The sequence below is a fragment of the Sphingomonas sp. genome, from assembly GCF_035714405.1.
GTDB lineage: Bacteria > Pseudomonadota > Alphaproteobacteria > Sphingomonadales > Sphingomonadaceae > Sphingomonas.
The window spans coordinates 84,186-110,621 of record NZ_DASTMA010000006.1 but is presented as its reverse complement, the minus strand read 5'-3'; the positions used below and the strand labels follow the sequence as shown (position 1 = coordinate 110,621).

Below are 26,436 nucleotides of genomic sequence, written 5' to 3'. Positions count from 1 at the left end.
CGCCGGGGAAGATGAAGTCGGGGAAGATAAGCGCGCACCACGGCAACTTCGACAAGTTCGACCCACCCCGTCGACCGCGTTTATCCCTAAACTTCCCCTAAACTTCCGAATGCCCGCCGCGGCAAAGCCCCGTCGTCGGACATGGCTGCGCATGCCGGCCGGGGCCAGTCCGCGACGCGGAATAGCAAGGCTATTCCGCTGACTGGCCCTTGAACCCCTGACACACTACGAACCACTCGACGCTGCCCTTGCGCGAAGCCGGCGGCTTGGCGTGCTTGACCGTCGCGAACCGCCGCTTCAGCTCCGCGACCAGCGTCGTGTCCGCCCCGCCCGCGAACACCTTCGACACGAACGCTCCCCCCGGCCGCAGCACCTCATAGGCGAACTCGGCCGCAGCCTCGACCAGCGCCATCGTCCTGAGCGCGTCGGTCTGCGGGTGCCCGACGGTGTTCGCGGCCATGTCCGACAGCACCAGATCGGCGGGCCCGCCCAGCGCCGCGCGCAACGCGTCGGGTGCCGCGTCCGTCATGAAGTCCATCAGCAGGATCTCGACCCCCTCGATCGGGTCGACCGGCAGCAGATCGATGCCGACCACCGTGCTCGCCGGCAGCCGCCGCTTGACCACCTGGCTCCACCCGCCCGGCGCCAGCCCCAGGTCGATCACCCGCTTGGCCCCCTTGAGGAAGCCGAACCGCTCGTCCAGCTCGCTCAGCTTGTACGCCGCGCGGCTGCGATACCCTTCCGCCTTGGCGCGGCGGACATAGGGGTCGTTCAGCTGCCGCTCCAGCCAGCGCGTCGACTGCGCGGTTCGCTTCCTGGCCGTCTTGACCCTCTGATGACCCGGAGGCTTCATGGGCGAGCGGCTCCCATCAGCCGCCGCAGGATGCCCTCGCGGATGCCGCGATCGGCGATGCCGATCCGTTCTGCCGGCCACAGGTCCATGATCGTCTCCAGGATCGCGCAGCCCGCGACCACCAGGTCGGCGCGCTCGTGACCGATGCAGGCCAGCCCGGCGCGCTCGTTCACGGCCATGCCGGCCAGGTCGGCGCTGATCCGGCGCATCGCCGCGGCAGGCACGATCAGCCCATCGACCGCCGAGCGGTCATATTGGCTGAGCCCCAGATGCACCGAACCCAGCGTCGTCACCGTCCCCGACGTACCCAACAACCGCGGTCTTCCGACGTCGCGCGGCAGCCGCGCCGCGAACGACGCGACGCTCTCCGCCACCAGCGCCCGCATCCGCGCATAGGCCGCCAGCCTTCCCTCGCGGCCGTCCCCGCCGCCCGCGCTCTCGGTCAGCGACACCACGCCCCACGGCGCCGAGTGCCAGTCGAGCACGCGTGGCACCGGTCCCGCGGTGTCGACCAGCACCAGCTCGGTCGAGCCGCCGCCGATGTCGAAGATCAGCGCCGGGTCGTCGCCCGGCTCGATCAGCGCATGGCAGCCGAGCACCGCGAGGCGCGCTTCCTCCTCCGCCGAGATGATGTCGAGGTGGATGCCCGTCTCGGCGTAGGCGCGCGCGATGAACTCCGCGCCATTCTCGGCCCGCCGGCACGCTTCGGTCGCCACCGAGCGGGCGAGGGTGACGTTGCGACGCTTGAGCTTGTCGGCGCAGATCCGCAGCGCCGCGAGCGTCCGGTCGATCGCCGCGTCGCTCAGCCGGTTGGAGGCGGCGAGCCCCTCGCCCAGCCGGACGATGCGCGAAAAGGCGTCGATCACCGCAAAGCCCTCGCCTTGGGGCCGGGCGATCAGCAGGCGGCAATTGTTGGTGCCCAGGTCGAGCGCGGCAAAGGCGTGCGCGTTGGACCAGCGGCCTCGCTGGGGCCGGTTCGCCGCCGGACGGTCCGGTCCCGTCACGGGGGCCTGCCGCTGCGGCCCTTGGGTGGACATGTCCCCCATCGGCCAGTTTCTCTCTTCTGTTATTCCGTCACGGGCAGGCCCGCTCGGTGCTTGTCGCAAGTGCTAGCGCGCGGGCGGGAAAACGACAAGCTGCGGTGGTTACCGCAGGTTTTTCGCATCCACCCGTCATCCGATCGGCCGGGTTGCGGCATCATAGGGGTAAGACCAACGCACAAGGGGAACATCGATGCCTGAAACCGAAATGATCGTCACCGTCACGCTGGCGATCTGCCTCGTCCTGATCGTCGCGCTGGGGTTCCGCGCGTTCAACCTGCGCTCGCTGCACCGGACGGTGATGGTCGCGATCGAGCAGGGCTCGCCCGACGCGTCGGTGCTGATCGACCGGTTGGGGCAGCGGCCGCGCGTCAACCTTCGCCTCGTCGCCTATGTGCTGATCGCACTCGCCCTTGCGATCGTTGGGGCCGGGCTGCTCGAGGGTAATCTCCATGACCTCAAGGAAGCGGTAGTGCCTGCCCTGTTCCCCGGCCTGGTCGGCGTGGCGATCCTGCTATACCTGCGCGGGGCGGATCGCGCGGGTGACGCCTGACGCCGATGCGCTGGCGCGGTCGGCAGGGGGCGATGCGCGCGCCTTCGACCTCATCGTCCGCACCCACGAGGCGCGGGTGCGAGGCTTCCTCGCCCGGGTCGCGGGTGCGGACCTGGCGGACGAGCTGGCGCAACGCACCTTCATCCAGGCGTGGCGCAAGGCCGGCGCCTTTCGAGGCGAGGCTGCGGTCGGCAGCTGGCTGCTCGGCATCGCCTGGACGACCTTTCTGATGGACCGGCGCTCCGATCGCCGCGAGGCCCGGCGGCGCGAGGCGGTAGGCCAGCTTGCCGAGCGCAGCTACGCCCCGCCACAAGATGCCGCGGTAGACGCCGCCCGGCTGCTCGCCGCCCTGCCGCCTGACCAACGCGCCGCGCTGGTGCTCGGCCACGGCCTGGGCCATAGCCAAAGCGAGTGCGCCGCGATCCTCGGCCTGCCGCTCGGCACGTTCAAGTCGCTGCAGGCACGGGCACGGGCTCGCGCCCAGACCTTGTTGGGAGAGGCAGGATGAACCGCTTCGACGATCGCCTGGCCGCATTGCTCGCGGTGCCGGACCGATTGCCCGACGTCGCGTTCGCGAACGAGGCCGCGCTGCGCGTCGCGGCCGAGCGCAAGCTCGCGGCCCGGCTCGCGGCCGACCGCGCGCGCACGCTGACGCTGATCGTCGCCACCGCCGCGCTCGCGTTCGGCCTCTGGCTGTTCGCGCGCGGCGCCGCCTTTGCCGCCGCCGGCGGTGGCGGGCTGACCGGGCTCGCCGCGATCGGTGCGGTCATGCTGTTGTGGGTGGGAACCGCCGCCACCGGCGGACTCGCGGCCGACTGACGCTTGACCGAGTCATTACAGCGCCCTAACTAGCCGCCGCTGTTGCCCGATCCTCTAATGGTAAGAGAGCGGACTCTGACTCCGTCAATCAAGGTTCGAGTCCTTGTCGGGCATCCAGCACCTCCCACCCGGTAAGTAACGGCCTGCTCGTTGGATGCGCACCGCCGCGCCTGGCCGTAGGGCGTCCGCTGACGTCTGCCGCGTGGACGCTGGTGTGGCCGCCGCTTTGCTTCCATGCTGCGCGTCGAAGCGGCGAGGGAAGAGAGCGGACATGGCTGGCATCGAGACGCTGTCGTGGGACCCGCTGTTTGTGATGCGACTGGACGTCGGCTACGTGGACGCGCAGGCGATCGGCGGCGGCGACCGGCTGGGGATCTTTCCCGTGCTCGGCGGTACGTTCGAAGGGGCGCGGCTGCGCGGCCGGGTGCTCCCACACGGCGCCGATTGGGTGACGTGGCGGGCCGACGGTGTTATGGCGATCGACGTGCGCACCGCGCTCGAGACCCACGACGGCGCCCGCATCGCGATGCACTATACCGGCTTGGCCGTACCCGCTTCACCCGAGGCGACCGCGCGCTTTCGCAACCGCGAGCCTGGCCCGTACGAGGATCTCTACCTACGCACCACGCCCCGCTTCGTAACCGGCCATCCGGCGTATGACTGGCTCAACCGGGTGATCGCGGTGGCCAACGGCATGCGTACCGCCGACGGTCCGGTCTATCATGTGTTCGCGATACGCTGACCCTGCCCGCCGGAGTTCGACATCGCTAAGACTTGCGGCCGTCCTGATCGAGGAAGAAGCGCAGCATGGCGCGCGACGCATCCGGACCGCTTGCGTCGGCATAGGAGCCGGACGCATCGCCCCCCGACCACGCGTGCCCGGCGCCGGCGATCGTCCATTGCTCGATCACGCTCCGCCCCTGCGCGTCACGATAGACCGCACGCGTATAGCTGCGGCCGCCGGCGTCGCTGCTCTCCGTCTCCACCCTCAGCGACACCTTCGCCGCGCGCTCCGCCGCGCCGACGATGTCGCGCGCGTTGACCTCGTGCACAGTGCCGTCGCGATCGCCGTGGAAGGTGATCACCGGCACGAACGCCATGTCCCCCTGCGCCGCGCCGCGTGCGCCCTGGCGCATCGCCGTCAGCGCGCTCGGCAGGTCGCGCGCGACGCCGCACGACAGACCGGAGTGGATGCCGACTGCGGCGAACAGGTCGGGATAGGCCGCGGCGAGGTTCGCGGCCGCCGCACCGCCGGCAGACAGGCCGGCGACATAGACGCGCCCGGCATCCGCCTGCTCCGCCGCGATCACGTCGCGCGCAACGCCCGCGATCAGCGCCGCCTCGCCGCCGTCGCGGTGCTGGTCGCCGGGGCGGAACCAGTTCCAGCATTTCTGCGCATTCGCCGCCTGGGTCTGGCGCGGATAGGCGACCAGAAAGCCGAGCTCGTCCGCCAGCCGGTTCATCGCCGTACCCCGGGCGAAGTCCTCGGGCGTCTGCGTGCAGCCATGCAGCATGATCACGAGCGGCAGCCCCGGCGCCGCCGCGAGCGGGCGGTACAGCATATAGTCGAGCGCGCCTGCGGACCCGACATGCCGGCGCGCCTCGAACAGGCCGGTGGTATCGGCTGGGGTCGGCGGTGTAGCGGCCGAGAAACGACCGGTGAACCGCGCCGCATCGAAGCCTAGGGGTGCGCTCGTCGTTGTCGATGTTCCCGCTGCGGCGAGCCCGGGCAACATGTCGCGCAGGCGGGCCGTCGCCTCCGCCAGATTGCCGGCGCGGGTCAGCCGCAACGCTTCGGCCATCGAGGAGGGCAGGGCCATGAAGCGGGTCTCCGGGCGAGGAAGGTCGCCACCATGGGTCGCCGGTACGATCTCGCGATTCCGGCCGACGGTCAGCCGCAATTGGGAAGCCGAAGAACGATATACAACATCAAGATCGCTGACCTTCGGGCTCAGTCGACCAGCACATAGGGTGCCCAAACATAGGGGTCGGCACCCCCCACGACGCTCCGATCGGCGAGCAGCCTCAGCATCGCGCGTTGCAAGGCGACCTCCCGCGGGAGCCCGGCGCGCGCACCGCTGACCGTATCGACGGAGATGCGCGCGGCCGCGTCGTCGCGCACCGGCCAATGCGACAGCAGCAGCGAGCGCGCCCCGGCATAGCGGAACGCCTGCGCAAGTCCTGAAAAGGCGGGGGTGGCGACGCCGTCGCCCGCCGCGGTGTTGCACGCCGACAGGATCACCCAATCGGCGTCGAGCCGCAGCGTCGCGATCTCGGACGCGCCGAGCAGCCCGTCGCCGTCGCCGGAAGCGCGCGGCGGCGACAGCACCAGCGCGGGCTCGGTGACGCCCTCCATCTCGCCGCTCACCAACCCGTGGGTCGCGAACATCACGGTCGAATAGCCGCCGAGGTTGAGCCCCCGCACCCGCGCTTCGCTGGCGTCGCCGCCGGTCAGCAGCGTCGCGCGCGAGGAGCCCAGACGGTTCGCGACCGCGCGAAGCTCGCCCAGGGCGGCGGGCAGCGGCGGCAGCGAGCCGAGCGCGCCCGGATCGGTGCCGCCGCCGCGATAATATCGTCCCGCCACCATCACCGGCCTGGTGGTGTCGCCGCCCGGGAAGGGCAGGGGCGCGCCGATCCCGAGAAAACGCTCCGCCTTGCCGCTCGCCCGCACCGCCGGCACCGGCACGAAGCCCGATGCCATGCGCATCGCATAGCGGCGTACCAAGAACGGCGCGGCGCGATCGACGCGAGTGACCGGTCTTTCGAGCAGCGCCGCAAAGGGCAGCGCGGCCAATGCGCCGGTCGCCACCACCCGCAGCGAGGTCGCGCCGCCGAGCGCCGCCTTCACCCCGGGCGTGAACATCTGCGCATGGAGCGCGTGCGCCGCCGCCGCGTCGAACGCCCCGGCCGGCAGCGATGCGCGCAAGCGGCTCACCGCCGCGACGATCCCGGCGCGGCCAATGGCCGTGCGCTCGATCGCCGCGCCGCTCCGCCCGATGGCGAGCACATAGACGCCGTCGAACGCCGGCGTCACGCCCAACAGCGCCTCGCCGCGCGCCAGCCCCGCCCGAATGCCCGGCAAGTCCACCGCCGCCAGCGCGTTGGCCTCGTCCCAGCGTGGATGGTCGCGGGCGATCGCGGCGCGCAACGCGCCGACCGCGCCGGCTGCGCGGTCGCGCGCCAGGCGCCGTTCGGCGACGTCACCGCTACCGCCCAGCGCCGACAGATAGGCACCGTCGGCGCTTTGCGCCGCGCGCACCGCATCCTGCAGCGCGCGGACCCGGCTCCCGAGGCCCGGATCGCCGGTCGCCAGCCGGTCGATCAGCAACCGGTTCGCCTGCGCCATCCGCGATCCGGCCAGCACGGCCATGGCCTTGAGGCCGAGCGCCGGGTCACGCGCCTCTACCGCGATGCGCAGAGCGAGGTCGAGCCCGGCCCGCTCCCGTTGCGGCAGCTCGCCGGCGCCGGCAAGCAGCCTGTTGTCGGCTACCACACCGACCATCCGCCCCGCGGCGGCGACCGCCGCTGCCCGCCCGGCCGGATCGCCGCGCAGTGCGACATAGGCACGCAGCGCCGCGGCGTTCGCGCGCAGGAACGCCTGCGCCCCTTCGGTGGCGGCGACATCGGTCACGAACTGGTCGGCATGGCCTTTCGCCTCCTGCACCCGGCCCGCGTCGAGCGTCGCCACGGTCAGCACCGGCAGCGAGACCTGCGCCACCTCGCGGGTGTTGCGATCGCGCGCGCGCGAGGCACCGACCGCCTCCCCGAGTTCGCGCGCCGCCAGCGCGGACTGCCCCTCGGCGAAGTGCGCCAGTCCGATCAGCGATAGCGCCTTGGCGATGTCGAACGGCGACTTGGCGGCGCGGAACCCGGTCAGCGCACCGTCGAACGCATGGAGCGACTGCGGGTACAGCTCGCGCTCGAACAGCGTCGACCCATAGGCTTGGCGGAACTGATGGAAGCTCAGCGTGCGGTCCGTCCCGGCGGCTGTCATCGCCTCCAACGCGCCTTCGAGATAGGCCGAGCCCTGCAGTCGGCGGCCGTTGCGCGAGAGCATCAGCCCGGTGAAGCCCAGAATACGCGGATAGTGCTCATCGGTCCGTGGCAGGTTGGCGACCGTCCGCTCCACCACGGCACGCGCGACCGCCTCGGCCTCGTCGCGCCGCCCGGCGCGGCCGAGCAGCACTGCGTAATCCGCCTGGGCACGCAGCGCGGCGCCGGCATTGGGGCCGAGCCCCGCCGCCATCGCCGCGGCGGACCGCTGCTGAGCGACGGCGGCCTGATCCAGCTTGCCCAGCCGCGCCAGCGCCTGGCTATAGGCGTAAAGGCCATCGGCGCGTTGCACCTCCAGCTGCTTGGTGCGACCGGCAGGCGGCAAGGCATCGTGGAAGCGCTCGAAATCGGCGACATTGGGTTCGAGGATCGCCAGCCCGCCCGCGGCATCTCCCGCGATCACCTTGAAAAAGCCCTGCAGCGTGCGGCCCTGGGCGATCGCAGGACGATAGTGGTCGGCAAAGGGCGCCAGCAGTGCCAGCCCGGCGGTCACCCGCTCGGTCGCGAGCGGATAATCGTCCGCCATCTGCTCCACCGCCGCCAGCATCACCAGCGCGCGCCCGGCGAGCGGATGCGGGTGCTGCGTGCCGGGTACCGGTGTCGCGAGGGCGGCATCGCGTAGCGTGGTCCACGCGGCACGGTGGACGGGCAACTCCGCGACCTTTGCCTGGTCGAGGTCGAGCGCGACCGCCGCCGCCTCGAGCGCGTACAACTGGCGGTAAGCGGGATCGGCGGGATTGAACCCGCTCGGGCGGACCACGGGCGTGTCGGCGCCGACCGGCCCCCACGCCGTCAGCAGCACGGCGCTCCATGCGACGAGCGGTACGATTCCCATATCCGACGATCCCCCGCGGGATCATGCCCGAATCGTCGACCTGGGCAATGGCCTGGATCAGCGCGCCTCGGCGATCAGCGCCAGCGACTCGGGCGTGGCCCAGTCACGTCCGCCCGCGACACGCCAGACCTCCTTGCCCTGCGCGTCATAGAGCAACGTCGTCGGCAGATTGGTGGCGAGACCAAGGCTGACCGCCATCTTCGGGTCGCTGAGCGTCTGCAGATGGGCCAGCTTCGCCCTCGTCAGAAACGGCTGCATCTTGGCGGGTTCTTCGCCCTGGTTGAGCGCAATCGCGATGACGTTGGCCGCTGCCTTGTCGAGGCTCGGCATCTCCGCGATGCACGGCGCGCACCAGGTCGCCCACAGGTTCACCAGCAACGGTTTGCCGCGATAAGCGTCGAGCGTCGTCGGCTTGCCGTCGAGCGTCGCCAGCTGCGCATCCGGTGCGACCTCGCCCTGGTGGGTGCGGTCGACCGCGCCCGCCTTCAACGCCGGGGTGCTCGCCGGTGGCGCTTCGTCCGGGGAGACGGTCGCCACGTTCGCTTGCTCGGGCGCGGGGCTTTCCTTAGTGCAGCCGGCGGCGGCCAGCGCCAGGAGACAGGCAATCGCCGAGCGTGCAGACATCACCGGCTCCAACCAGATGTGGGGTGGCCGCTTCGCCGAAGGGCCGGCGGCGGTGATGCGCGAGATAAACGCCTCCATCCCCTTCGACAAGCGGATGTGGCGACAGGACGTGCGCGGCAGCCAAGCGCATGTCGCGATGCTCGGTACGCAGGGGATCGTCTCTGGCGAGGACGCCGCGACGATCGCGCGCGGGCTGGACGAGGTCGCGGCCGACTTCGAGCGCGACGGTGTGCCCGACGATCTCGCGCTTGAGGACATCCACATGCTGACCGAGGCGCGGCTGGCGGAGCGGATCGGGCCGGTGGCAGGACGGCTGCACACCGCGCGCTCGCGCAACGATCAGGTCGCGACCGACTTCCGCCTGTGGGTGCGCGACGCGACCGACGAGGTGCTCGCCGCCATCGCTGCGCTCCAGGCCGCACTGCTGGCGAGAGCAGAGGAGCATGCCGCCAGCGTCATGCCCGGCTTCACCCACCTCCAATCCGCCCAGCCGGTGACGCTCGGCCATCACCTTATGGCCTATCACGAGATGCTGCGCCGCGACGCAAGCCGCTTCGGCGACGCGCGGCGACGGCTGAACGAGTGTCCGCTCGGCTCAGCGGCGCTGGCGGGGACCGGCTTTCCGATCGATCGCGACGCGACCGCGCGGGCACTCGGCTTCGATCGGCCAACCCGCAACAGCCTCGACGCGGTCAGCGACCGCGATTTTGCGCTGGATTACCTCCAGGCCGCGACCCAGTGCGCACTGCATCTCAGCCGGCTGGCGGAGGAGTTCATCCTGTGGGCCTCGCAGCCCTTCGGCTTCGTGGCGCTCAGCGACGCCTGGTCGACGGGCAGCTCGATCATGCCGCAGAAGCGCAACCCCGACGCCGCCGAGCTGGTGCGCGGCCATGCGGGGCGGATCGTCGGCGCGACGGTGTCACTGATGGTGACGATGAAGGGCCTGCCGCTCGCCTATTCCAAGGACATGCAGGACGACAAACCGCCGGTGTTCGAGGCGCACGACCTGCTCGGCCTGTGCCTGGCGGCGATGACCGGGATGGTCGAGACCGCGACCTTCCGCACCGATCGGATGCGCGCGGTGGCCGAAGCTGGCTATGCGACCGCGACCGACCTCGCCGACTGGCTGGTGCGCGAGGCTGGGGTGCCGTTCCGCGAGGCGCACCACATCACCGGTCGCGCGGTCAAACGCGCGGAGGACACGGGCGTCAAGCTCGACGCGCTGCCGTTGGCGGCGTTGACCGCGATCGACTCCCGGATCGATGCGCGGGTCTTCGACGTGCTCTCGGTCGACGCGTCGGTCGCGAGCCGCACCAGCCACGGCGGCACCGCGCCCGCCAATGTTCGCGCGGCAGTCGCCGCCGCGCGGGGGGAGACGACATGAAACGCCTGGCCATCATCGTGCCGCTGGCGCTCGCCGCCTGCGGCTCGGCCGTCGGTCTGAAGCCGCCGCCAGGCGGTACGCTGCCGGTCGCGCCCTACGGCGCGACGGCGCAACCGACGCCGCCACAGCTGGTGACGCCCACGCCGCAACAGCGGCCACAGCGATCCGACGAGCTGCTGACCAACTCCCAACAGCGTCGTTCCGACGAGTTCGACCTGCCACCAGAGGGCTGATGGACCATTTCACCTACCGGAACGGCGTCCTGCATGCCGAGGACGTGCCGCTGCCCGTCATCGCCGCGGCGGTGGGGACGCCTGTGTATGTCTACTCGGCCGCCACCTTCCGCCGCCACGCCCGGGTCTTCCGCGAGGCGCTGAGCGGCCTGCCTCGCGTCCATCTCGCCTATGCGATCAAGGCCAACCCCAACCTGGCGGTGCTGCGGCTGATGGCGAACGAGGGCTATGGCGCCGACGTCGTCTCGGGCGGCGAGATGGTACGCGCGCTGGCGGCGGGGATGAAGGCGGAGGCGATCGTCTTCTCCGGCGTCGGCAAGACGCATGGCGAGCTGGCGGCGGCGCTGGACGCCGGCATCGGCCAATTCAACCTTGAGCTGGAGGAGGAAGGCGAGGTGCTCGCCCGCCTCGCCGCACAAAGAATGCGGGAGGGGCGCGGGCAGCGCGCGCCGGCGGTGCTGCGCGTCAACCCCGACGTCGATGCCGGCACTCACGCCAAGATCTCCACCGGGCGCAAGCAGAACAAGTTCGGCGTCCCGATCGCCGACGCGCCGGCGATGTTCGCGCGGCTGGCGAAGCTCGACGGGCTCGACCTCCGGGGCGTGGCGCTGCACATCGGCAGCCAGCTCGCCGATCTTGCCCCACTGGAGGCCGCGTTCGGCCGCATCGGCGCGCTCGTCCGCGAGTTGCGCACGGCCGGCCACACGATCACCCGCGTCGATCTCGGCGGCGGGCTGGGTGTGCCCTATCGTGAGGACGACGTGCTGCCGACGCCGGCCGATTACGGCGCAATGGTGGCGCGCGCGACGGCGGGGTGGGACGTCGAGCTGCAGTTCGAACCCGGTCGTGTCATCGCCGGGAATGCCGGCGTTCTGCTGACCCGCGTGATCTGGGTCAAACCCGGCTCCGTCGCGCCCTATGTCATTGTCGACGCGGCGATGAACGACCTGGCCCGGCCCGCGCTCTACGACGCCTGGCACGACTTCGTCGCGGTCGCGCCGTCGGGCGCGCGGATGACCGCCAACATCGCCGGGCCGGTATGCGAAAGCGGCGATACCTTCGCGATGGGCCGCGACATCGACACGGTTCACGCGGGCGACCTGGCCGTGTTCCGCACCGCCGGAGCGTACGGCGCGACGATGGCGTCGACCTACAACAGCCGCGCGCTGGTGCCGGAGGTGCTGGTCGACGGCGACCGCTACGCCGTCGTCGCCGACCGGGTGAGCCCGGAGACGATGATCGCCGCGGAGCGGGTGCCGGAGTGGCTCTAGCGCCGCGCGCGCACGCGCAGCGACGCTGCGCGTGAGACGTGCAAGCTCGGCCGGCGGCGCCTTGGCGCCGACCGACGACGCGGGCTTTGCCCGCGGCGCCGCGACAAAGGTCACGCCACCTTTGACCTGGCCCGGCCTGCCCGTGCTGGTGAAGCTCGACGGCCGGCCCGTGATCCTGGTGGGCGAGGGCGAAGCGGCGGATGCCAAGCGCCGCCTGCTCGAGCGCGCGGGCGCGGTGGTGGTTACGGACCACCCCCATGCACGCCTTGCGGTGGTCGCCCTCGACGACGAGGCCTTGGCACTCGCCGCGGTCGAGCGGCTGCGCGCGCGCGGACTGTTGGTCAACGCCGTCGACCGACCGGCGCTGTGCGACTTCACCCTGCCCGCCGTGGTGGACCGCTCCCCGGTGCTGGTGGCGGTGATGACCGGCGGCGTGTCGGCGGGGCTGGCGGCGGCGGTGCGGCAGCGGCTCGACGCGCTATTGCCTTCGACGCTCGGCCGCCTCGCTGACGCGCTGTTCGCCGCGCGCGCGGCGCTGCGCCGCGCGTTGCCGGACATGGGCGAGCGTCGCCGCGCGATTGGCTCCGCGCTCACGGGCGAGCTCGACCCGTTCGATCCGGAAGCTGTTCGGCGCGTCGCCGCCTGGGTGGAGCGTGCCGGAACCGGACAGAGCGAACCGCGTCTCGAAAGGATCGCACTTCGCTCCGCCGATCCCGACGACCTCACCCTGCGCCAGGCACGCTGGCTGGCGCTCGCGGACCGTGTGTACCACCACCCCGCTACGCCCGTGGGGATCCTCGACCGCGCCCGCGCGGACGCGGCGCGGATTGTGTCGGATGCACCGCCGGACGATGGGGAGCTGGGGTTGAGCGTCTGGGTGGGCTGGGCATGAACGGATTGGCGTACAGGGTCAGCGGCGGCACGGCCGAGGCGGTGCCGGTCGAGGCGGCGCTGACCTGCGATGACGCACTCGTCTGGGTGCATCTCAACAGCACCGCAGAGGAAGCGAGCGGCTGGCTGCGCGATCAGGCCAAGCTCGACGAACATGTCGTCGAGGCGCTGACCGCGACCGAGACCAGGCCGCGCTGCGAGGAGTTCGCGGCGGGCGCGCTGGTCAATCTGCGCGGGCGCGCGAAGGAGGAGCTGTCGCAGTCGGACCCGCTCGCGTCGGTCCGAATCTGGGCGACCAAGGGCCGGGTCTTCTCGACCAGCCGCGCGCATCTGGTCGCGACCGATACCGTCGCTGCGAGCATGAAGGCTGGGACGATCCGCGATCCCGGCGACCTGATCGCCGCCTTCGCCACCGCGATCACCGCCGATCTCGACCCGCTCGTCGCCGGACTCGGCGACAGCCTCGACGATTGCGAGGAGCAGCTGTCCGCCGACCGCATCTTCGACCTTCGCCGCAATGTCAGCGCGGTGCGGGTGCGCGCGATCGGCTATCGGCGCTTCCTCAATCCACAGCGCGCCGCGCTCGAGAAGCTGGGCGCGTTGCCGGGCGACTGGCTGGAGGCGGACGACCGCGTTCATCTCGCCGCCGCCGCCGACCGCGCCGCGCGCATGGCCGAGGAGCTGGAGAGCATCCGCGAACGATCGGCGGTGATGCACGACACGCTCTCCGATCTGCGCGCCGAGCAGCTCGACAGCCGCAGCCTGGTGATCTCGATCGTTGCGATGATCTTCCTGCCGCTCACCTTCATCACCGGTCTGTACGGCATGAACGTCAAGGGCCTGCCCTGGGCCGAAAATCCTTTTGCCTTCCAATGGATCGCGCTCGGCTGTCTGACGTTGGCGGTGGGCGTGATCGCTTTTTTCGTCCGGCGGCACTGGTTTCGGGGGTAGACAATGCGTCCGGTGGTTCTCTTGTGGGAAAACTTCGGACCTTATCACCACGATCGCTTGGGAGCGGTCGCCGCGAGCGGACGCGAGGCGATCGGTATTCAGTTCGCTCCCGTCAGCGCCACCTATTCATGGTCTGCCACGGTCGACGATGCGACCGTGGTGACGCTGCTGCCGAAAGGTCGATCGCGTTCGCCGATCAGGCTGGCCCGACGGATCTTCCGCGAATGCCGGCGCATTGGCCCGCCCCATTTCTTCTTCTGCCATTATGAGCAGCCCGCGGTGCTGATGGCCGCTATCGCATTGCGGCTGTGCGGCTCGCGCGTGTGGACGATGGGCGATTCCAAGTTCGACGACTATCCGCGACTGCTGTGGCGCGAGGTTGGCAAGTCCCTCTATCTGCTCCCCTATCGGGGAGCGATCACCGCTAGCTCGCGCTCGCGCGATTACCTCCGCTTCCTGCGCTTCAAGCCTCAACATCTCGCGCTCGGCTATGACACGATCTCCGTGGCCCGATTGCGTGCGCAAGCCGACGCTCCGCCCGCGCCGGACGGGGTCGGGTTCTGGGAGCGTGAATGGATCATGGTGGCGCGGCTGGTGCCGAAGAAGAACATCGCCTTCGCGCTCGAGATATTCGCGCGATGGCTGGGGGAGACCGCGCACCCGCGCGACCTGCACATCCTGGGCTCCGGGCCGCTGGAAGACGAGTTGCGCGCACTGGCGGCGAGCTTGGGCATCTCCGAACGGGTGCGGTTCCATGGGTTCGTCCAGACCCAGGAGGTCAGCCGTCAGCTCGCCCGTTCCCTGGCGCTGCTGATGCCCAGCGTCGAGGAGCAATTCGGGTTGGCGGTGATCGAGGCGCAGGCGGCCGGACTGCCGGTACTCGCCAGTCCTCAGGTCGGCGCGACCGATCTGTTGATCGACGGCGGTCGCAACGGTTTCGTCCTGCCGCTGCACAGTCCCGTCGGCTGGGCCGCGTCGATGCTGCTCCTGTCCGAGGACGAACCCACCTGGCGCCGCTTTGCCGCTGCCGCCAGAGACGGTGCGCATCGCGGCGACACCGCGCGGTTCGCCGAAGCGGTAGCGCAGCTGACTGCCTGATCTTCCGTCTCCTGTGGGAAGAGGGACTCAGGGCCGCTCCAACGCCTTGGCGCGGCGCCGCTGGACCGAGCTGCCGATACCCATTCCCTCGCGGTATTTGGCCACCGTCCGTCGGGCGATATCGAAGCCTTTCGCCTGCAACTGCTCGACCAGTGTGTCGTCGCTCAGCACCTGATCGCCCTCCGCCGCGATCAGCGCCTTCAGCGCGCTCCGGACCGCCTCAGCCGACACCGCATCACCCCCGTCGGCCGCCTGGATCGCTGCGGTGAAGAAGTATTTCAGCTCGAACAGGCCGCGCGCGCAGTGCAGGTATTTGTTCGAGGTGACGCGGCTCACCGTCGATTCGTGCATCTCGATCGCGTCCGCGACCCGCGCCAGCGTCATCGGCTTGAGATGCGAAACGCCATGGAGGAAGAACGCCTCTTGCTGCTTGACGATCTCGGTCGCGACCCGAACGATGGTGCGCTGGCGCTGGTCGAGCGCCTTGACCAGCCAGTTGGCGCTGGCGAGCATGTCTCCCAGCCATGCCTTCGATGCCTTGTCCTGCGCGCCGCTTGCCAGCTCCGCGTGATAGCGGCGATTGACCAGCACGCGCGGCAGTGTCGCGGCGTTGAGCTCGATCGCCCAGCCCGTCCGGGTGCGGGTGACGAACAAATCAGGAACCACCGCCTGCACCGGCGCCCCGCCATAGCGACAGCCGGGCTTGGGATCATAGGAGCGCAGTTCGCGGATCATGTCCGCCATGTCCTCGTCATCGACCCCGCACATCCGCTGCAACCGCTTGACCTCGCCGCGCGCGAGCAGGTCCAGGCTGTCGATCAGTCGCGCCATGCAGGGGTCGTAACGGTCCGCTTCCTTGGCCTGGAGTGCGAGGCACTCGGCGAGGTCGCGCGCGCCGACGCCGGTAGGGTCGAAACCGTGAATGATCCTGAGCACCCCCTCGACCCGCGCCAGCGGTGCGCCCAGCCTGGTCGCGACCTCGAGCAGCGACGCGTGGAGATAGCCGGCCTCGTCGATCTGGTCGATCAAATGCTGGGCGATGAACAGGTCGGCGCGCGGCACGGCGGTGCCCGCCTGGGCGAGCAGATGGTCCTGCAGGCTGGCGGGCGGTGCGCCCAGGCTGTCGAGGTCGGGCAATTCCTCGCCCGCCAGGCCGCTGCCGGTCGGCCCGGTCGACATCGCCCCGTCGGTCGGGCCATCGTCGAAACGTTCGGACGCGACATCGATGTCCAGCGCCGTGTCGCCACCGGCCATGTCGGCCGTCACCGGCTCCGCTTCGACACGCTCGGGCGTGACACGCTCGTCGGTCTGGTCGGCGGCGAGCAGCGGATTGCGCTCGACCTCCTCGGCGATGAACGCCTCGATCTCCAGGTTCGACAACGTCAGCAGCTTGATCGCGTGCTGCAGCTGCGGCGTCATCACCAGCGACTGGGACTGGCGGAGGTCCAGACGGGGAGCCAGGCTCATGCGCTACAACTCGAAACTCTCGCCCAGATACAGCCGGCGGACATTGGCGTCTGCCACCAGCTCGGCTGGTGAGCCGGTGAACAGCACACGACCGTCATAGATGATGTACGCCCGATCGACGATCTCCAGCGTCTCGCGCACATTGTGGTCGGTGATGAGCACCCCGATATCGCGGCGCTTCAGGTCCTTCACCAGATCGCGGATGTCGGCGATCGAGATCGGATCGATGCCGGCGAACGGCTCGTCGAGCAGCATGATCGACGGGTCCGCCGCCAATGCGCGCGCGATCTCCGCGCGGCGGCGCTCGCCGCCGGACAGCGCCATCGCGGGCGCGGCGCGCAGGCGGGTGAGGCCGAACTCGTCGAGCAGGCGATCGAGCTTCTGCTGCCGGGCCCCCTTGTCGGGCTCCGACAGCTCCAGCACCGTCAGGATGTTCTTCTCGATCGAAAGCCCGCGGAAGATCGAGGTTTCCTGCGGCAGATATCCGAGTCCCAGGATCGCGCGCCGGTACATGGGCAGCCCGGTGATGTCGTCGCCATCGAGCATGATGCGGCCCGAATCGGGCTTCACCAGCCCCATTACCGAATAGAAGCAGGTCGTCTTGCCGGCGCCGTTGGGGCCGAGCAGCCCCACCACCTCTCCCCGCCCGACCGAGACCGAGACGTCGGTCAGCACCGTCCGCTTGTCGTACGACTTGGCGATGGAGATGACCTGCAGCCCACGCACCACCGGCGGCTCGTCCAGCGACGCGTGCAGTGTCTCGGTCAGGGCATCCATGCCGTCGGCCTCAAAGCTAAGGCCGCTGGACGCAGCCGTCCGGGCCGATTGGCAGGAATCATGCATGAAATCATGCATCAGCGCGCGCGAAGCCGCCACCCCCGATGCGACGGATCGCCGGGTTACCTGCGGTCGGGCACCGAGAAAGTCCCGGTCACGCGCCCGCCGCGCGTCGCCGTGCCGCTGGCGGCGCCCGAGCCGCGACTGCCGACCGACGAGCCGTCGATCACCGCGCGGCCGGTATCGAGGTTGATCGTCAGCCGCCCGCCATTGACCGTGTTCGGCCCCTGATTGAGCGTCACCGCGCCGAGCATGGTGATGACCCGGCGGTTGAGGTCATAGATCGCATAGCTCGACCGCGCCGTCTGGTCGGGCCGCCGCACGGTCACGCCGCCTGATGCATCGAGGCGCGAGACCTGCGGATTGCCGCCGAACACTTGCCCCGTGTAGGCGACCGTCATCCGCGCCGCGTTGAGGTTCATCCCCGCCTGTCGCACCGACACATTGCCCGACAGCACGGCGCGGTTGGCGCGGTCCTGCAGCTCGATCGTGTCGGCGCCGAAGTCGATCGGCGCCGCGGTGTTGTGGCGCGTCTGCGCCAGGGACGGGGCGGCGAGCAGAGCGAGGACGAGAAGAACGGGGCGCATCGCCCCTATTTCGGTCCGCGGGGCTGGATGCGCAAGCGGGCATTGCCCGCCAATGTCACCGTGCGACTCTCCAGGTCCGCGCGCAGGCGGTTGGCGGAGAAGGTGCCCTGGCGGACGCTGCCCGTCACCGCGCCGCCGCTGGCCAGCTTGCGCGCCTTCAGGTCCACGGTCGCGTCGCGCGTGTCGAGCCGGTAGCCGTTCGGACCCAGGAACTGGATCGGCCCGGCGACATCGACCTGCTCGGTGTCCATGTCGTACCGGCCCTTGTCGGCGTGGAGCCTGGCCGGGCCGTCGGTCAGTTCGATGCGCGCGTCGAGCGCGTTGAGCTCCACCACCGGCTCCGCCGAGCTGCGTTGCAGCGCCGATCCGGCGTCGAGCGTAAACGCCTGACCCTTGGCATCCTGACCCCGATACTGGGCGCGCTGGATCTTCATCCGTTCCTTGGCGACCTCGACCTTGTTCTTGTCGAGCACGAACGAGACGTCGCCGCCCGAATAGATCGGCGCCATCACCAGAAAGGCCGCGAGCACCCCGACGCCGACCGGCAGCATGAACGACAGCGTCCCGATCAGCCGGTCGTGCCGTCCGCCGGGCGCCGCCCATAGCTGCCGCGCCGTGCGTTCAGGCCGGGCATCAAGCATGGGCGAAGATGTCGATTTCGGGCCAGCCGGCGAGGTCGAGCGCGGCCCGCACGGGCAGAAAGTCGAAGCACGCCTGCGCCATCGCCATCCGGTTCTCGCGCGCAAGCCGCCGCTCCAGCTCGTCCTTGAGCCGGTGGAGATAACGCACGTCCGACGCGGCATATTCGCGCTGCGCATCCGACAGATCGGGTCCGCCCCAGTCCGACGACTGCTGCTGCTTGGACAGGTCCTGCCCGAGCAGCTCCTTGACCAGCTCCTTCAGCCCATGCCGGTCGGTGTAGGTGCGGATCAGCCGCGACGCGATCTTGGTGTCCCAGGCGGGCGCCGCCAGGATGCCGAGATAATGCTGGAGTGCCGCGATATCGAAGCGCCCGAAATGATACAGCTTCAGCCGCGCCGGATCGCCCAGCAACGCTTTCAGGTTAGGCGCCGCATAGTCGCTGCCGGGCGAGAAGCGCACCAGATGCTCGTCCTCCCCACCATCCGACAGCTGCACCACGCACAGCCGGTCGCGCGGCGTGATCAGCCCCATCGTCTCGGTATCGACCGCAATCGCCGCGCCCGGCGCGAACACGATGTCGGCAGGCAGGTCTTCCTCGTGCAGGTGGACGGTCAATGCGCGGCTCCGGGGGCTGCTCCGGCGGCCTTGGCGCGCTCGCGGCGTTTGCGGGCGAAGATGTTGAGCAACTCGACCAACACCGAGAAACCCATTGCGGCATAGATATAGCCCTTGGGCACATGCACGCCGAAGCCGTCGGCGATCAGCACCGCGCCGATCATCAGCAGAAACGCGAGCGCCAGCATCACCACCGTCGGGTTGTGCTCGATGAACTTGGCCAGCGGATCGGCGGCCAGGAACATGATCGCCACGGTCACCACGATCGCCACCGCCATCACCGGGATGTCGTCGGTCATGCCGATCGCGGTGAGGATCGAGTCGATCGAGAAGACCAGGTTGAGCGCGGCGATCTGCGCGATCGCGGCGCCGAAGGTGATCGCGACATGGCCCTTCTTGTCGAGCATTTCGCCCGAATCATCGGGGTCGACCGCGTGGTGGATTTCCTTGGTCGCCTTCCAGACCAGGAACAGCCCGCCCGCGATCAGGATCAGGTCGCGGCCGGTGAACGCGGTCTCGAACACCGGCGCGCCATGTTCGCTCGCCGGGCCGACCAGCCCCAGGTCGAACAGCGGTGCGTTCAGCGAGATGATCCAAGCGATCGCGAGCAGCAGGATCAGCCGCAAGCCGAGCGCCAGGCCGATACCGACTCGGCGCGCGCGCTGCTGCTGATCGGCCGGCAGCTTGTTCGACAGGATGGCGACGAACACCAGATTGTCGATGCCGAGCACGACCTCCAGCACGATCAGCGTCAGCAGCGCGACCCAGGTCGCGGGATCGGAGAAAAGGGCGAGAATGTCGGTCATCGCGCACCTGTGCCGTTCCGGCCACGGTTGTGCAAGGAACTGCGTCGCGAAAGCACGAATCGCCCTCGCAGGACGGTGGAAAATGCGCTATGGCCAAAGTGAGGCGCGAAGACTTTGGCGCCAGGCTTCCGTGTGTTCGTCGTCCGACGCCCGGTGGTAAGTGGTTGGACGAGCCGGGAAGACGATCAGGGTTATGGGTTTCGATAAGGGTGGCCGCGGCAATCGTGGCGGGCGTGGGCGCGACAAGCGCGACGGCTTTGGTGGCGATGAGCCCAGCGGCGGCTTCGGCGGCGGTGGCGGTGACTTCGGCGGCGGCGGTTTTGGCGGCGGTGGCTTCGGCGGCGGTGGCGGCGGCTTCGGCGGTGGTGATCGTGGCGGCTTTGGCGGCGGCGGCAGTGGCGGCGGTTATCGCGGCGGCGGCGGCGGCGGCTTCGGCGGCGGCTCCGGCGGCGGCGGTTTCCGTGGCGGCGGTGGTGGCGGCTTCGGTGGTGGTGCCGGCGGCGGCAACCGCATGCCTCCCCAGGTCGTCGGCGAGGGCACGGGTGTCGTCAAGTTCTTCAACGCGCAGAAGGGCTTCGGCTTCGTGGTCCGCGACGACGGCGGCGAGGATGTGTTCGTGCACATCTCCGCGGTCGAGCAGGCGGGCCTGTCCGGCCTGGCCGAGGGTCAGCCGCTCGGCTTCACGCTGGTCGATCGCGGCGGTCGCATTTCGGCCACCGAGCTCAAGATCGAGGGCGAGCCGATGGCCGTCACCGACCGCGCGCCGCCACGCGAGCCGCGCGAAGGCGGCTTCGGCGATCGTGGTCCGCGTCCTGCCGGCGGCGGTTTCGGCGGCGCCGGTGGTGGCGATCGCGGCGGTGCGCCGCAGCGTCAGCTGACCGGCGAGAAGGCGACGGGTACCGTCAAGTTCTTCAACGCCATGAAGGGCTTCGGCTTCATCCAGCGCGACGATGGCCAGCCGGATGCGTTCGTGCATATCTCCGCGGTCGAGCGCGCCGGCATGACCAACCTCAACGAGGGCGACAAGCTCGAGTTCGAGCTGGAGGTCGATCGGCGCGGCAAGTACGCGGCGGTGAATCTGTCCGCCGGCTCTTGAGCTGAGTGAAACGATGAACGGCCCGTCCGGTGCAAGCCGGGCGGGCCGTTCGCGTTTGCGGAAGCGGACACGAGGACGTCAGGCGATCCGCCGCATGGCACCGACACGCTTGGGAGTGTAGCGAGCCCCGATGCTGTTTCTCCTCGCTTTCCTCCTCCAGGCTCCCGCGCCTCAGCCTGCCGCGGTGCCCCCTGTCTCCGCCGAGTCGGACGCGCCGGTGCCGGTGCTTACCGCCCGCATCGTCGCCCGCTATCCGCATGACGCCACCGCCTTCACCCAGGGGCTGCTGTGGCACGAGGGCAATCTGTACGAGAGCACCGGGCTGGAAGGTCGATCGGAGATCCGCCGCGTGCGCCTCGCGGATGGCAAGGTACTCGGGCGCGCCCGGCTCCCCACCACCCAGTTCGGCGAGGGCATGACCCTCTGGGGCCGACAACTGGTCAGCCTCACCTGGAAGAGCGGGATCGCCTATCGTTGGGACATCCGCACCTTGAAGCGCGTCGCCGAAGCGCGTTTCGTCGGCGAGGGCTGGGGTCTCGCCGGCAATGGTACGCAGCTGATCCACTCGGATGGTACGCCCACGTTGCGTTTCCTCGATCCGGCGACGCTGGCGGTGAAACGGCAGGTGACGGTGACGCTGCGCGGCAAGCCGGTGTCGCAGCTCAACGAGCTCGAGGTGATCGACGGCGCGGTGCTCGCCAACGTCTGGCACACTCCCTATCTGCTGCGGATCGACCCCGCGACCGGACGCACCACGGCGGTGGTCGACCTGCGCGCCGTGGTGGCGGAGATTAAGACCGCCGATCCCGAGGCGGTCGCCAACGGCATCGCCTGGGATCCCGCCCGCCGCCGCCTGTTCGTCACCGGCAAGCTGTGGCCGACGCTGTTCGAGATCGCGCTCACGCCAGCAGGATAAGCCCCGCACCGCTGAGAATGCCGAACACCGCCAGACCTCGGCGCAAGGTCACCCGTTCGCCCAGGAACACCACCGACAGCAGCAGCGCCGTCACCATACCGGTCTCACGCAGCGCGGCAAGCGGCGCGGTCGGCCCCATCGAGAACGCCCACAGCGCCAGCCCATAGGTCACGACAGACAGCGCGCCCGCCGTTGCGCCCGGTCGCCATTGCGTCCGCACGGCGCGGATCGCGGCGCCGCGGGTCAGGACGGAGAACATGACGAGGCTGAGGCCACCGATCAGCACGAAGTCCCAGACGATGTAGCTCCACACGCTCGGTGCCGCGCGCACGCCCTGCGCATCCAGGACGGTATAGGCGGCGATGGCGGTACCCGTGGTCAGTGCCCAGCCAAGTGCCCGAATGCCGAGATGCCGCCCGATCACCAGCGCCAGCAGCGCCACGCCGATCAATGCGATGCCGATCAGCGCACCCGGCGCGACCGCCTCCCCGAGCAGGCCGACCGCCACCAGCGCGGTCAATAGCGGCGCGGTGCCGCGCATGGCGGGGTAGATCGCGGAGAAGTCGGACGACGCATAGGCGCGCATCATCGCGTAGAGATAGACTAGGTGAACCGCAGCACTTCCGGCCAGCCACCCCCAGGCGCCGGTGGGCAACGGCACGAAGGGCAGGACAGGCAGCAACAGGATCGCGCTCGCGCCATCCGTGGTCGCCCGCGCCGCCATCAGCGACCCGAGCACCGGACCATGTTCCGCCTCGACGTCGCGCCGCCCCTTGATGATCGCATTGACGACCGCGTGGATGGAGCCTGACGCGATCACCATCGCCGCGGGAAGGAGGATGGAGGGCACGTTCGGGGTGTGGCGCGCGCCGTGCCGACCGTAAAGCGGCGCGGGTAAGCACAACCGTTCTAACCTACGGCAATCTCCTGAACCTACCGGCAGTCCGCACGTTCCACGCGCACAAACCAAGGAGATTCTGATGGACCGCAGAACGTTCGGAACGACGATGTTGTTGGGCGCAATCGGCTCCGCCGCGGTGCCCGCGTTGGCGCAAGACCGTTTCGGCTCGCCGCAGGGCGGGATGATGCCGATGGGCCCGGCCGAGCGCCGCCACGCCATGGACACGCTGATGGTCGGCAGCGTTGCGCTACAGACCAGCCAGCTCGCCCAGGGCCGCGCCGCGCGTCCGCAGGTCCGCGAGTTCGCACAGTTCGAGGTCGAGGAGCAGACCACGGTGGCGCAGATCATCGGCGAGATGATGGGTGGCGCGATGCCGCCGCCTCCGCCGGCGCCCGCCGACGCGCGCATGGTGGCGATGCTGCAGCGCGCGCGGGGGCCGGCGTTCGACCGCATGTACCTGATGGGTCAGGTCGACGGGCACCGTCGCCTGCTCGGCATTCAGGAGAGCTATCTACGCGACGGCCGCAATCCGCATCACCGCCACATTGCGATGCTGGCGCGCGGCCGCATCCGCGAGCATCTGGAAGACCTGCAGCGGCTCCAAAGCCGCGGCTGACCGCTGCCGGGGTCGGGTGAGCGCACCCGGCCCCATCGCGCTGCTTGACTTAGGCCGCGGCATCGCGGCCTAGCCGCGCTGCACAGCGGCGAGGCGGCGTGAGCGATTTCGAGTTCCTGTTCGCGCTGTTCGGGCTGTTGCTCGGCTTGTCGCTGGCCGAGGTGTTGGGCGGTCTCGCCCGCGCCATCCAGGCGCGCATGCGGCCTGGATCGGCCGTGCGGATCGGGTGGCTGACGCCGCTGCTCGGTGGCTTCGTGCTGCTCGACCTGCTCTCCTTCTGGGGCGCGGCATGGAGCGCCCGGGCCGTCGTGGCGGTCTCCGGCCACTCGCTGATGGCGGTGCTGCTGTTCGCCAGCGCCTATTACCTCGCCGCTGCGCTGGTCTTTCCGCGCGATCCGGATGCTCAGCCGGAGCTGGACGACCATTTCTACCGGGTGCGCCGGATCGTGATCGGCGTCATGATGGCGCTGCTGATCTGCCAGCTCGGCTGGTATGTCAGCGTACCGACCTTGTCCGCTAGGCTGGCGAACCCGGCGCCGCTGGCACTGACAGCGGTGCTCGTGCTGCTGATGGTCGCGGCGCTGCTCGTCCGCGGCAAGCGCGCCGCCCGGCTGGTCATGCTCGCGCTCGTCGCCCGCTACCTGATCGTCTACGTCATCCGCTGACCGAAAACGCTGTCCTACATGGGGTGCTTGTGGAACACCGACGATGCTGTTTCTCATCGCCGGACACGGGGTCGCTCACGACGGCCGCGATTGTATTTAGCCCTAAACTTTCCCTAAACTTCCACCGGCACGTGGGCTTCAACGAGAAAGTGTTTGAGCCTAAACTTTCCCTAAACTTCCAGAAAAAAGCTCATGTAATCAGACGTCTAAGGGTTTCAATCCGGTCCGCCTCCGCTGCCGGCTTGTCGTTCCGGATGCGCAGGATCCGCGGGAAGCGCATCGCCAGGCCGGACTTGTGGCGGCCCGACAGGTGGATGGAGTCGAACGCGATCTCCAGCACCATCGTCCGCTCGACCTCACGCACCGGGCCGAAGCGGTTGAGCGTGTGCGTCCGCACGAATTTGTCGAGCTGCGCGATCTCCTGATCGGTGATGCCCTGATAGGCCTTGCCGACCGGCAGCAACTCGCCCTCGTCGGTCCAGCAGCCGAATGTATAATCGGAATACCAGGACGACCGCCGCCCATTGCCGCGCTGCGCGTACATCATCACGCAATCGGCGGTCAGCGGATCGCGCTTCCACTTGTACCACAGCCCGGCGCGGCGGCCTTGTATGTAAGCGCTGTCGCGACGCTTGAGCATCACGCCCTCGATCGCCGCGTCGCGCGCGCCGGCGCGGATCGCCTCCAGCGCCGTGAAGTCGTCCGCCTCGATCACCTGGCTGAGGTCAAAGCGGTCCGGATCGAGCTGGGTGACGAACCGCTCCAGCCTCTGCCGCCGCTCGGTCCACGGCAGCTGCCGTATGTCCTCAGTGCCGTCGAGTAGGACGTCGTAGAGCCGGACGAACGCCGGATAGTCAGCGAGCATCTGCTTGCTCACCACCTTGCGCCCGAGCCGCTGCTGGAGCGCGTTGAAGCTCGCGGCTTCCCCGCCCTGGAACTCGCCCTTGACCAGCAATTCGCCATCGACCGCGCCCGGCGTGGCGAAGGCGTTGGCGACGTCGGGAAAGCTGCCGGTCACGTCGTCGCCGGTGCGGCTATAGAGCCGCGTCTGCCCGGCGACATGGACGATCTGGACGCGTATCCCGTCCCACTTCCACTCGGCGGCATAGTCGTCGAGGCTGACGCGCGCATCTTCCAGCCCATGCGCGAGCATGAAAGGGCGGAACACCGGCACGTCGGCGGGCGTGGGCTGCGGCCCGTGCCCGTCGAGCCAGTGGAACAAGGCCGTATAGGGCGGCGCAAGCCCGTGCCACAGCTCCTCGATCACGTCGACGTCCTGCCCGAACGCCTGCGCCAGCGCGGTCTTGGCTAGCCGCGCGGAAAGGCCGATCCGGGTCTCGCCGGTCGCCATCTTGAGCAGCGCGAACCGCTCTTCGGCATCGAGCCGGTCGAGCATCCCCGCCAGCGCCGCCGGCGCGTCCGACCGCGACAGGTGACGCAGCCGCTCGACGGCTTGCGCGATCGACAAGGGCGTCGTGTCGACCGGCACCACGGGCGCCGGCCAGAGCAGCGCAACCGTCTCGGCCGTATCGCCCACATAGTCGCGGCTCATCCGGAACAGCAGCGGATCGACGCGGCTCTCGATAAGCGCACGGATCAGCGCCGGCTTGACAGCCGGCAGGTCGAGATCGCCGGTCAACGCCGCCATCGCCCAACCGCGATCCGGGTCCGGCGTGGCGCGCAGGTAATCCGCCACCAGCTTCAGCTTGCCGTTGCGTCCGCGCGTGTAGATCAGGCTGTCGAGAAGCGCGGCAAAGGCGTGCATGGGAGTACAACGCTTGGCGAAGGGGCGGTTCCGTTTCGGACGCGTGACAAAGCTGCTTGCTGCCCTCGCGGCGGTCGGACTTGTGGTCATTGCGCTCGCCTATCGCAGCGCCCGGGCCGATCCGCTGGTGCGGACGATGGCGGTGAAGCTACCCCGCTGGCCGACGGGCGCGCCGCCGATGCGGGTGCTGGTGTGGAGCGACCTCCACCTCGGCAACCGTGCCACCGGACCCGAGCGGCAAATGCGGCTGGTGGCGCAGGCGAACGCCCTGCGTCCCGACCTGGTCGTGCTCGCGGGCGACTACATCGCCGGTCACGAACGCGCCAATGCCGCCGTCGCGCCCGGGTTGGCGGTACTAAGCGACCTGCAAGCCCCGGTGGTAGCGGTGATGGGCAACCATGAATACTGGACCGACGCGCCGCGGGTGCGTCAGGCGCTGGTCGCGGCGGGCGTCACCGTGCTCGCGAACACGGCGGTGCGGCGCGGCCCGCTGGCGGTCGGTGGCGTCGACGACATGGTCAACCGTCGCGACGACATCTCGGCAACGGCATCGGCGATACGAAGCCTGGGCGGCGCGCCGCTGCTCGTCTCCCACTCGCCTGACATCGCGCCCGACATGCCGGCGGACCTGCCGCTGCTGGTCGCGGGTCACACCCATTGCGGACAGATCGTTCTGCCGTTCTGGGGGCCGCCGGTGGAGGTCTCGCAGCCTCGCTATCGCTGCGGCGCGGTCCGGGAGGGAGCGCGGCTCGTGGTCGTCACCGCCGGCACCGGCAGCAGCGTCATGCCGCTGCGCTTGCGTGCCCGGCCCGACTGGTGGCTGCTGACGCTCGGGCCATAGCTTGACCCAGCGGCGGCCCTCGCGTAAGCGCGCCGCTTCGCAATCGCCCCTGCATCCCGGTGAAGCAGGCGGCCTGC

The 26,436-nt window shown here is 69.7% G+C and carries 28 protein-coding genes and 1 tRNA gene; 16 read left to right on the top strand and 13 right to left on the bottom strand.

The annotated features are described in order from the left end of the window. Nucleotides 1–190 precede the first annotated feature (190 nt). Nucleotides 191–853, bottom strand: coding sequence for an RlmE family RNA methyltransferase (locus VFQ64_RS01725; protein ID WP_325101572.1), 663 nt, complete (start codon nt 851–853; stop codon nt 191–193). Then, on the bottom strand, nt 850–1,899 hold the full coding sequence (locus VFQ64_RS01720; RefSeq protein ID WP_325101571.1) for a Ppx/GppA phosphatase family protein: 1,050 nt from the start codon (nt 1,897–1,899) through the stop codon (nt 850–852). Before VFQ64_RS01720 ends, VFQ64_RS01725 begins: the two co-directional genes overlap by 4 nt. A 187-nt stretch (nt 1,900–2,086) precedes the next feature. On the opposite strand from VFQ64_RS01720, the gene VFQ64_RS01715 reads away from it, so the two are divergent. The 5 genes from VFQ64_RS01715 to VFQ64_RS01695 all read left to right on the top strand — a co-directional run bounded on the left by VFQ64_RS01715 (nt 2,087) and on the right by VFQ64_RS01695 (nt 4,007). Continuing rightward, nucleotides 2,087–2,446 carry a hypothetical protein gene (locus VFQ64_RS01715; protein WP_325101570.1) on the top strand — a complete coding sequence of 120 codons (360 nt, stop codon included), beginning with the start codon at nt 2,087–2,089 and terminating at the stop codon, nt 2,444–2,446. Beyond that, nucleotides 2,436–2,954 (top strand): RNA polymerase sigma factor, encoded by a 519-nt coding sequence (locus VFQ64_RS01710; RefSeq protein ID WP_325101569.1) that lies wholly within the window; start codon nt 2,436–2,438, stop codon nt 2,952–2,954. Before VFQ64_RS01715 ends, VFQ64_RS01710 begins: the two co-directional genes overlap by 11 nt. Continuing rightward, a complete protein-coding gene (locus VFQ64_RS01705; protein ID WP_325101568.1) occupies nt 2,951–3,265 on the top strand; it encodes a hypothetical protein in 315 nt (104 codons plus the stop codon). The genes VFQ64_RS01710 and VFQ64_RS01705 overlap by 4 nt, the downstream gene beginning before the upstream one ends. A 43-nt stretch (nt 3,266–3,308) precedes the next feature. Further along, nucleotides 3,309–3,382, top strand: a tRNA-Gln gene (locus VFQ64_RS01700). A 154-nt stretch (nt 3,383–3,536) separates the two neighbouring features. Then, nucleotides 3,537–4,007, top strand: coding sequence for a DUF3237 domain-containing protein (locus tag VFQ64_RS01695; RefSeq protein ID WP_325101567.1), 471 nt, complete (start codon nt 3,537–3,539; stop codon nt 4,005–4,007). A gap of 25 nt (nt 4,008–4,032) precedes the next feature. On the opposite strand, the gene VFQ64_RS01690 is transcribed toward VFQ64_RS01695, so the two are convergent. From VFQ64_RS01690 to VFQ64_RS01680, 3 genes are all read right to left on the bottom strand, one after another. After that, nucleotides 4,033–5,085, bottom strand: a complete 1,053-nt coding sequence (locus VFQ64_RS01690) for a PHB depolymerase family esterase (protein WP_325101566.1) — start codon at nt 5,083–5,085, stop codon at nt 4,033–4,035. A gap of 131 nt (nt 5,086–5,216) precedes the next feature. After that, a complete protein-coding gene (locus tag VFQ64_RS01685) occupies nt 5,217–8,153 on the bottom strand; it encodes a CHAT domain-containing protein (protein ID WP_325101565.1) in 2,937 nt (978 codons plus the stop codon). 57 nt (nt 8,154–8,210) lie between these two features. Further along, nucleotides 8,211–8,690, bottom strand: coding sequence for a TlpA disulfide reductase family protein (locus VFQ64_RS01680; RefSeq protein ID WP_325101564.1), 480 nt, complete (start codon nt 8,688–8,690; stop codon nt 8,211–8,213). 103 nt (nt 8,691–8,793) lie between these two features. Here VFQ64_RS01680 and argH point away from each other — a divergent pair, with 103 nt between their 5' ends. From argH to VFQ64_RS01650, 6 genes are all read left to right on the top strand, one after another. Further along, the gene (argH, locus tag VFQ64_RS01675) at nt 8,794–10,161 is read left to right on the top strand and encodes an argininosuccinate lyase (protein ID WP_325101665.1); all 1,368 of its coding nucleotides are present in this window, start codon (nt 8,794–8,796) and stop codon (nt 10,159–10,161) included. Continuing rightward, entirely contained in the window at nt 10,158–10,394 is a 237-nt protein-coding gene (locus tag VFQ64_RS01670; RefSeq protein ID WP_325101563.1) for a hypothetical protein, read from the top strand. Before argH ends, VFQ64_RS01670 begins: the two co-directional genes overlap by 4 nt. After that, entirely contained in the window at nt 10,394–11,665 is a 1,272-nt protein-coding gene (gene lysA, locus VFQ64_RS01665; RefSeq protein ID WP_325101562.1) for a diaminopimelate decarboxylase, read from the top strand. Before VFQ64_RS01670 ends, lysA begins: the two co-directional genes overlap by 1 nt. Nucleotides 11,666–11,786: 121 nt before the next feature. Continuing rightward, nucleotides 11,787–12,557, top strand: a complete 771-nt coding sequence (locus tag VFQ64_RS01660) for a precorrin-2 dehydrogenase/sirohydrochlorin ferrochelatase family protein (RefSeq protein ID WP_325101664.1) — start codon at nt 11,787–11,789, stop codon at nt 12,555–12,557. Beyond that, a complete protein-coding gene (locus VFQ64_RS01655) occupies nt 12,554–13,507 on the top strand; it encodes a CorA family divalent cation transporter (protein ID WP_325101561.1) in 954 nt (317 codons plus the stop codon). Before VFQ64_RS01660 ends, VFQ64_RS01655 begins: the two co-directional genes overlap by 4 nt. A 57-nt stretch (nt 13,508–13,564) precedes the next feature. After that, nucleotides 13,565–14,605 (top strand): glycosyltransferase, encoded by a 1,041-nt coding sequence (locus VFQ64_RS01650; RefSeq protein WP_325101560.1) that lies wholly within the window; start codon nt 13,565–13,567, stop codon nt 14,603–14,605. 27 nt (nt 14,606–14,632) lie between these two features. Here VFQ64_RS01650 and rpoN read toward each other — a convergent pair whose 3' ends face one another. From rpoN to VFQ64_RS01620, 6 genes are all read right to left on the bottom strand, one after another. Continuing rightward, nucleotides 14,633–16,072 (bottom strand): RNA polymerase factor sigma-54, encoded by a 1,440-nt coding sequence (rpoN, locus tag VFQ64_RS01645; RefSeq protein WP_325101559.1) that lies wholly within the window; start codon nt 16,070–16,072, stop codon nt 14,633–14,635. A 3-nt stretch (nt 16,073–16,075) separates the two neighbouring features. Continuing rightward, nucleotides 16,076–16,849, bottom strand: coding sequence for an LPS export ABC transporter ATP-binding protein (gene lptB, locus VFQ64_RS01640; RefSeq protein ID WP_325101558.1), 774 nt, complete (start codon nt 16,847–16,849; stop codon nt 16,076–16,078). A 122-nt stretch (nt 16,850–16,971) separates the two neighbouring features. Continuing rightward, a complete protein-coding gene (locus VFQ64_RS01635; RefSeq protein WP_325101557.1) occupies nt 16,972–17,496 on the bottom strand; it encodes an LptA/OstA family protein in 525 nt (174 codons plus the stop codon). A gap of 5 nt (nt 17,497–17,501) precedes the next feature. Further along, nucleotides 17,502–18,137 carry an LPS export ABC transporter periplasmic protein LptC gene (gene lptC, locus VFQ64_RS01630; RefSeq protein ID WP_325101556.1) on the bottom strand — a complete coding sequence of 212 codons (636 nt, stop codon included), beginning with the start codon at nt 18,135–18,137 and terminating at the stop codon, nt 17,502–17,504. Continuing rightward, on the bottom strand, nt 18,130–18,753 hold the full coding sequence (locus tag VFQ64_RS01625) for a ribonuclease D (protein WP_325101555.1): 624 nt from the start codon (nt 18,751–18,753) through the stop codon (nt 18,130–18,132). Before VFQ64_RS01625 ends, lptC begins: the two co-directional genes overlap by 8 nt. Continuing rightward, on the bottom strand, nt 18,750–19,559 hold the full coding sequence (locus tag VFQ64_RS01620; RefSeq protein WP_325101554.1) for a TerC family protein: 810 nt from the start codon (nt 19,557–19,559) through the stop codon (nt 18,750–18,752). The genes VFQ64_RS01625 and VFQ64_RS01620 overlap by 4 nt, the downstream gene beginning before the upstream one ends. A 193-nt stretch (nt 19,560–19,752) precedes the next feature. On the opposite strand from VFQ64_RS01620, the gene VFQ64_RS01615 reads away from it, so the two are divergent. Continuing rightward, nucleotides 19,753–20,655 carry a cold-shock protein gene (locus tag VFQ64_RS01615; protein WP_325101553.1) on the top strand — a complete coding sequence of 301 codons (903 nt, stop codon included), beginning with the start codon at nt 19,753–19,755 and terminating at the stop codon, nt 20,653–20,655. Nucleotides 20,656–20,785: 130 nt separating this feature from the next. Further along, nucleotides 20,786–21,571, top strand: coding sequence for a glutaminyl-peptide cyclotransferase (locus VFQ64_RS01610; protein WP_325101552.1), 786 nt, complete (start codon nt 20,786–20,788; stop codon nt 21,569–21,571). On the opposite strand, the gene VFQ64_RS01605 is transcribed toward VFQ64_RS01610, so the two are convergent. Next, entirely contained in the window at nt 21,555–22,421 is an 867-nt protein-coding gene (locus tag VFQ64_RS01605; RefSeq protein ID WP_325101551.1) for a DMT family transporter, read from the bottom strand. The genes VFQ64_RS01610 and VFQ64_RS01605 overlap by 17 nt on opposite strands. A 130-nt stretch (nt 22,422–22,551) precedes the next feature. Here VFQ64_RS01605 and VFQ64_RS01600 point away from each other — a divergent pair, with 130 nt between their 5' ends. Together VFQ64_RS01600 and VFQ64_RS01595 are read left to right on the top strand one after the other, a co-directional pair. Then, on the top strand, nt 22,552–23,088 hold the full coding sequence (locus tag VFQ64_RS01600; protein WP_325101550.1) for a DUF4142 domain-containing protein: 537 nt from the start codon (nt 22,552–22,554) through the stop codon (nt 23,086–23,088). Nucleotides 23,089–23,186: 98 nt separating this feature from the next. Continuing rightward, nucleotides 23,187–23,753, top strand: coding sequence for a hypothetical protein (locus tag VFQ64_RS01595; RefSeq protein WP_325101549.1), 567 nt, complete (start codon nt 23,187–23,189; stop codon nt 23,751–23,753). A gap of 190 nt (nt 23,754–23,943) precedes the next feature. On the opposite strand, the gene VFQ64_RS01590 is transcribed toward VFQ64_RS01595, so the two are convergent. Continuing rightward, nucleotides 23,944–25,518 carry a cisplatin damage response ATP-dependent DNA ligase gene (locus VFQ64_RS01590; RefSeq protein ID WP_325101548.1) on the bottom strand — a complete coding sequence of 525 codons (1,575 nt, stop codon included), beginning with the start codon at nt 25,516–25,518 and terminating at the stop codon, nt 23,944–23,946. A 43-nt stretch (nt 25,519–25,561) separates the two neighbouring features. Here VFQ64_RS01590 and VFQ64_RS01585 point away from each other — a divergent pair, with 43 nt between their 5' ends. Further along, a complete protein-coding gene (locus tag VFQ64_RS01585; protein WP_325101547.1) occupies nt 25,562–26,359 on the top strand; it encodes a metallophosphoesterase in 798 nt (265 codons plus the stop codon). Nucleotides 26,360–26,436: the final 77 nt, after the last annotated feature.

Bases quoted from the DNA above. Each gene is read 5' to 3' on its own strand.
- VFQ64_RS01635 (WP_325101557.1), bottom strand. From the start codon at position 17,496: ATGCGCCCCGTTCTTCTCGTCCTCGCTCTGCTCGCCGCCCCGTCCCTG.
- VFQ64_RS01600 (WP_325101550.1), top strand. From the start codon at position 22,552: ATGGACCGCAGAACGTTCGGAACGACGATGTTGTTGGGCGCAATCGGC.
- lysA (WP_325101562.1), top strand. From the start codon at position 10,394: ATGGACCATTTCACCTACCGGAACGGCGTCCTGCATGCCGAGGACGTG.
- VFQ64_RS01590 (WP_325101548.1), bottom strand. From the start codon at position 25,518: ATGCACGCCTTTGCCGCGCTTCTCGACAGCCTGATCTACACGCGCGGA.
- argH (WP_325101665.1), top strand. From the start codon at position 8,794: ATGTGGGGTGGCCGCTTCGCCGAAGGGCCGGCGGCGGTGATGCGCGAG.
- VFQ64_RS01720 (WP_325101571.1), bottom strand. From the start codon at position 1,899: ATGGGGGACATGTCCACCCAAGGGCCGCAGCGGCAGGCCCCCGTGACG.
- VFQ64_RS01610 (WP_325101552.1), top strand. From the start codon at position 20,786: ATGCTGTTTCTCCTCGCTTTCCTCCTCCAGGCTCCCGCGCCTCAGCCT.
- VFQ64_RS01620 (WP_325101554.1), bottom strand. From the start codon at position 19,559: ATGACCGACATTCTCGCCCTTTTCTCCGATCCCGCGACCTGGGTCGCG.
- lptC (WP_325101556.1), bottom strand. From the start codon at position 18,137: ATGCTTGATGCCCGGCCTGAACGCACGGCGCGGCAGCTATGGGCGGCG.
- VFQ64_RS01690 (WP_325101566.1), bottom strand. From the start codon at position 5,085: ATGGCCCTGCCCTCCTCGATGGCCGAAGCGTTGCGGCTGACCCGCGCC.
- VFQ64_RS01655 (WP_325101561.1), top strand. From the start codon at position 12,554: ATGAACGGATTGGCGTACAGGGTCAGCGGCGGCACGGCCGAGGCGGTG.
- rpoN (WP_325101559.1), bottom strand. From the start codon at position 16,072: ATGAGCCTGGCTCCCCGTCTGGACCTCCGCCAGTCCCAGTCGCTGGTG.
- VFQ64_RS01725 (WP_325101572.1), bottom strand. From the start codon at position 853: ATGAAGCCTCCGGGTCATCAGAGGGTCAAGACGGCCAGGAAGCGAACC.
- VFQ64_RS01670 (WP_325101563.1), top strand. From the start codon at position 10,158: ATGAAACGCCTGGCCATCATCGTGCCGCTGGCGCTCGCCGCCTGCGGC.
- lptB (WP_325101558.1), bottom strand. From the start codon at position 16,849: ATGGATGCCCTGACCGAGACACTGCACGCGTCGCTGGACGAGCCGCCG.
- VFQ64_RS01615 (WP_325101553.1), top strand. From the start codon at position 19,753: ATGGGTTTCGATAAGGGTGGCCGCGGCAATCGTGGCGGGCGTGGGCGC.
- VFQ64_RS01695 (WP_325101567.1), top strand. From the start codon at position 3,537: ATGGCTGGCATCGAGACGCTGTCGTGGGACCCGCTGTTTGTGATGCGA.
- VFQ64_RS01685 (WP_325101565.1), bottom strand. From the start codon at position 8,153: ATGGGAATCGTACCGCTCGTCGCATGGAGCGCCGTGCTGCTGACGGCG.
- VFQ64_RS01715 (WP_325101570.1), top strand. From the start codon at position 2,087: ATGCCTGAAACCGAAATGATCGTCACCGTCACGCTGGCGATCTGCCTC.
- VFQ64_RS01705 (WP_325101568.1), top strand. From the start codon at position 2,951: ATGAACCGCTTCGACGATCGCCTGGCCGCATTGCTCGCGGTGCCGGAC.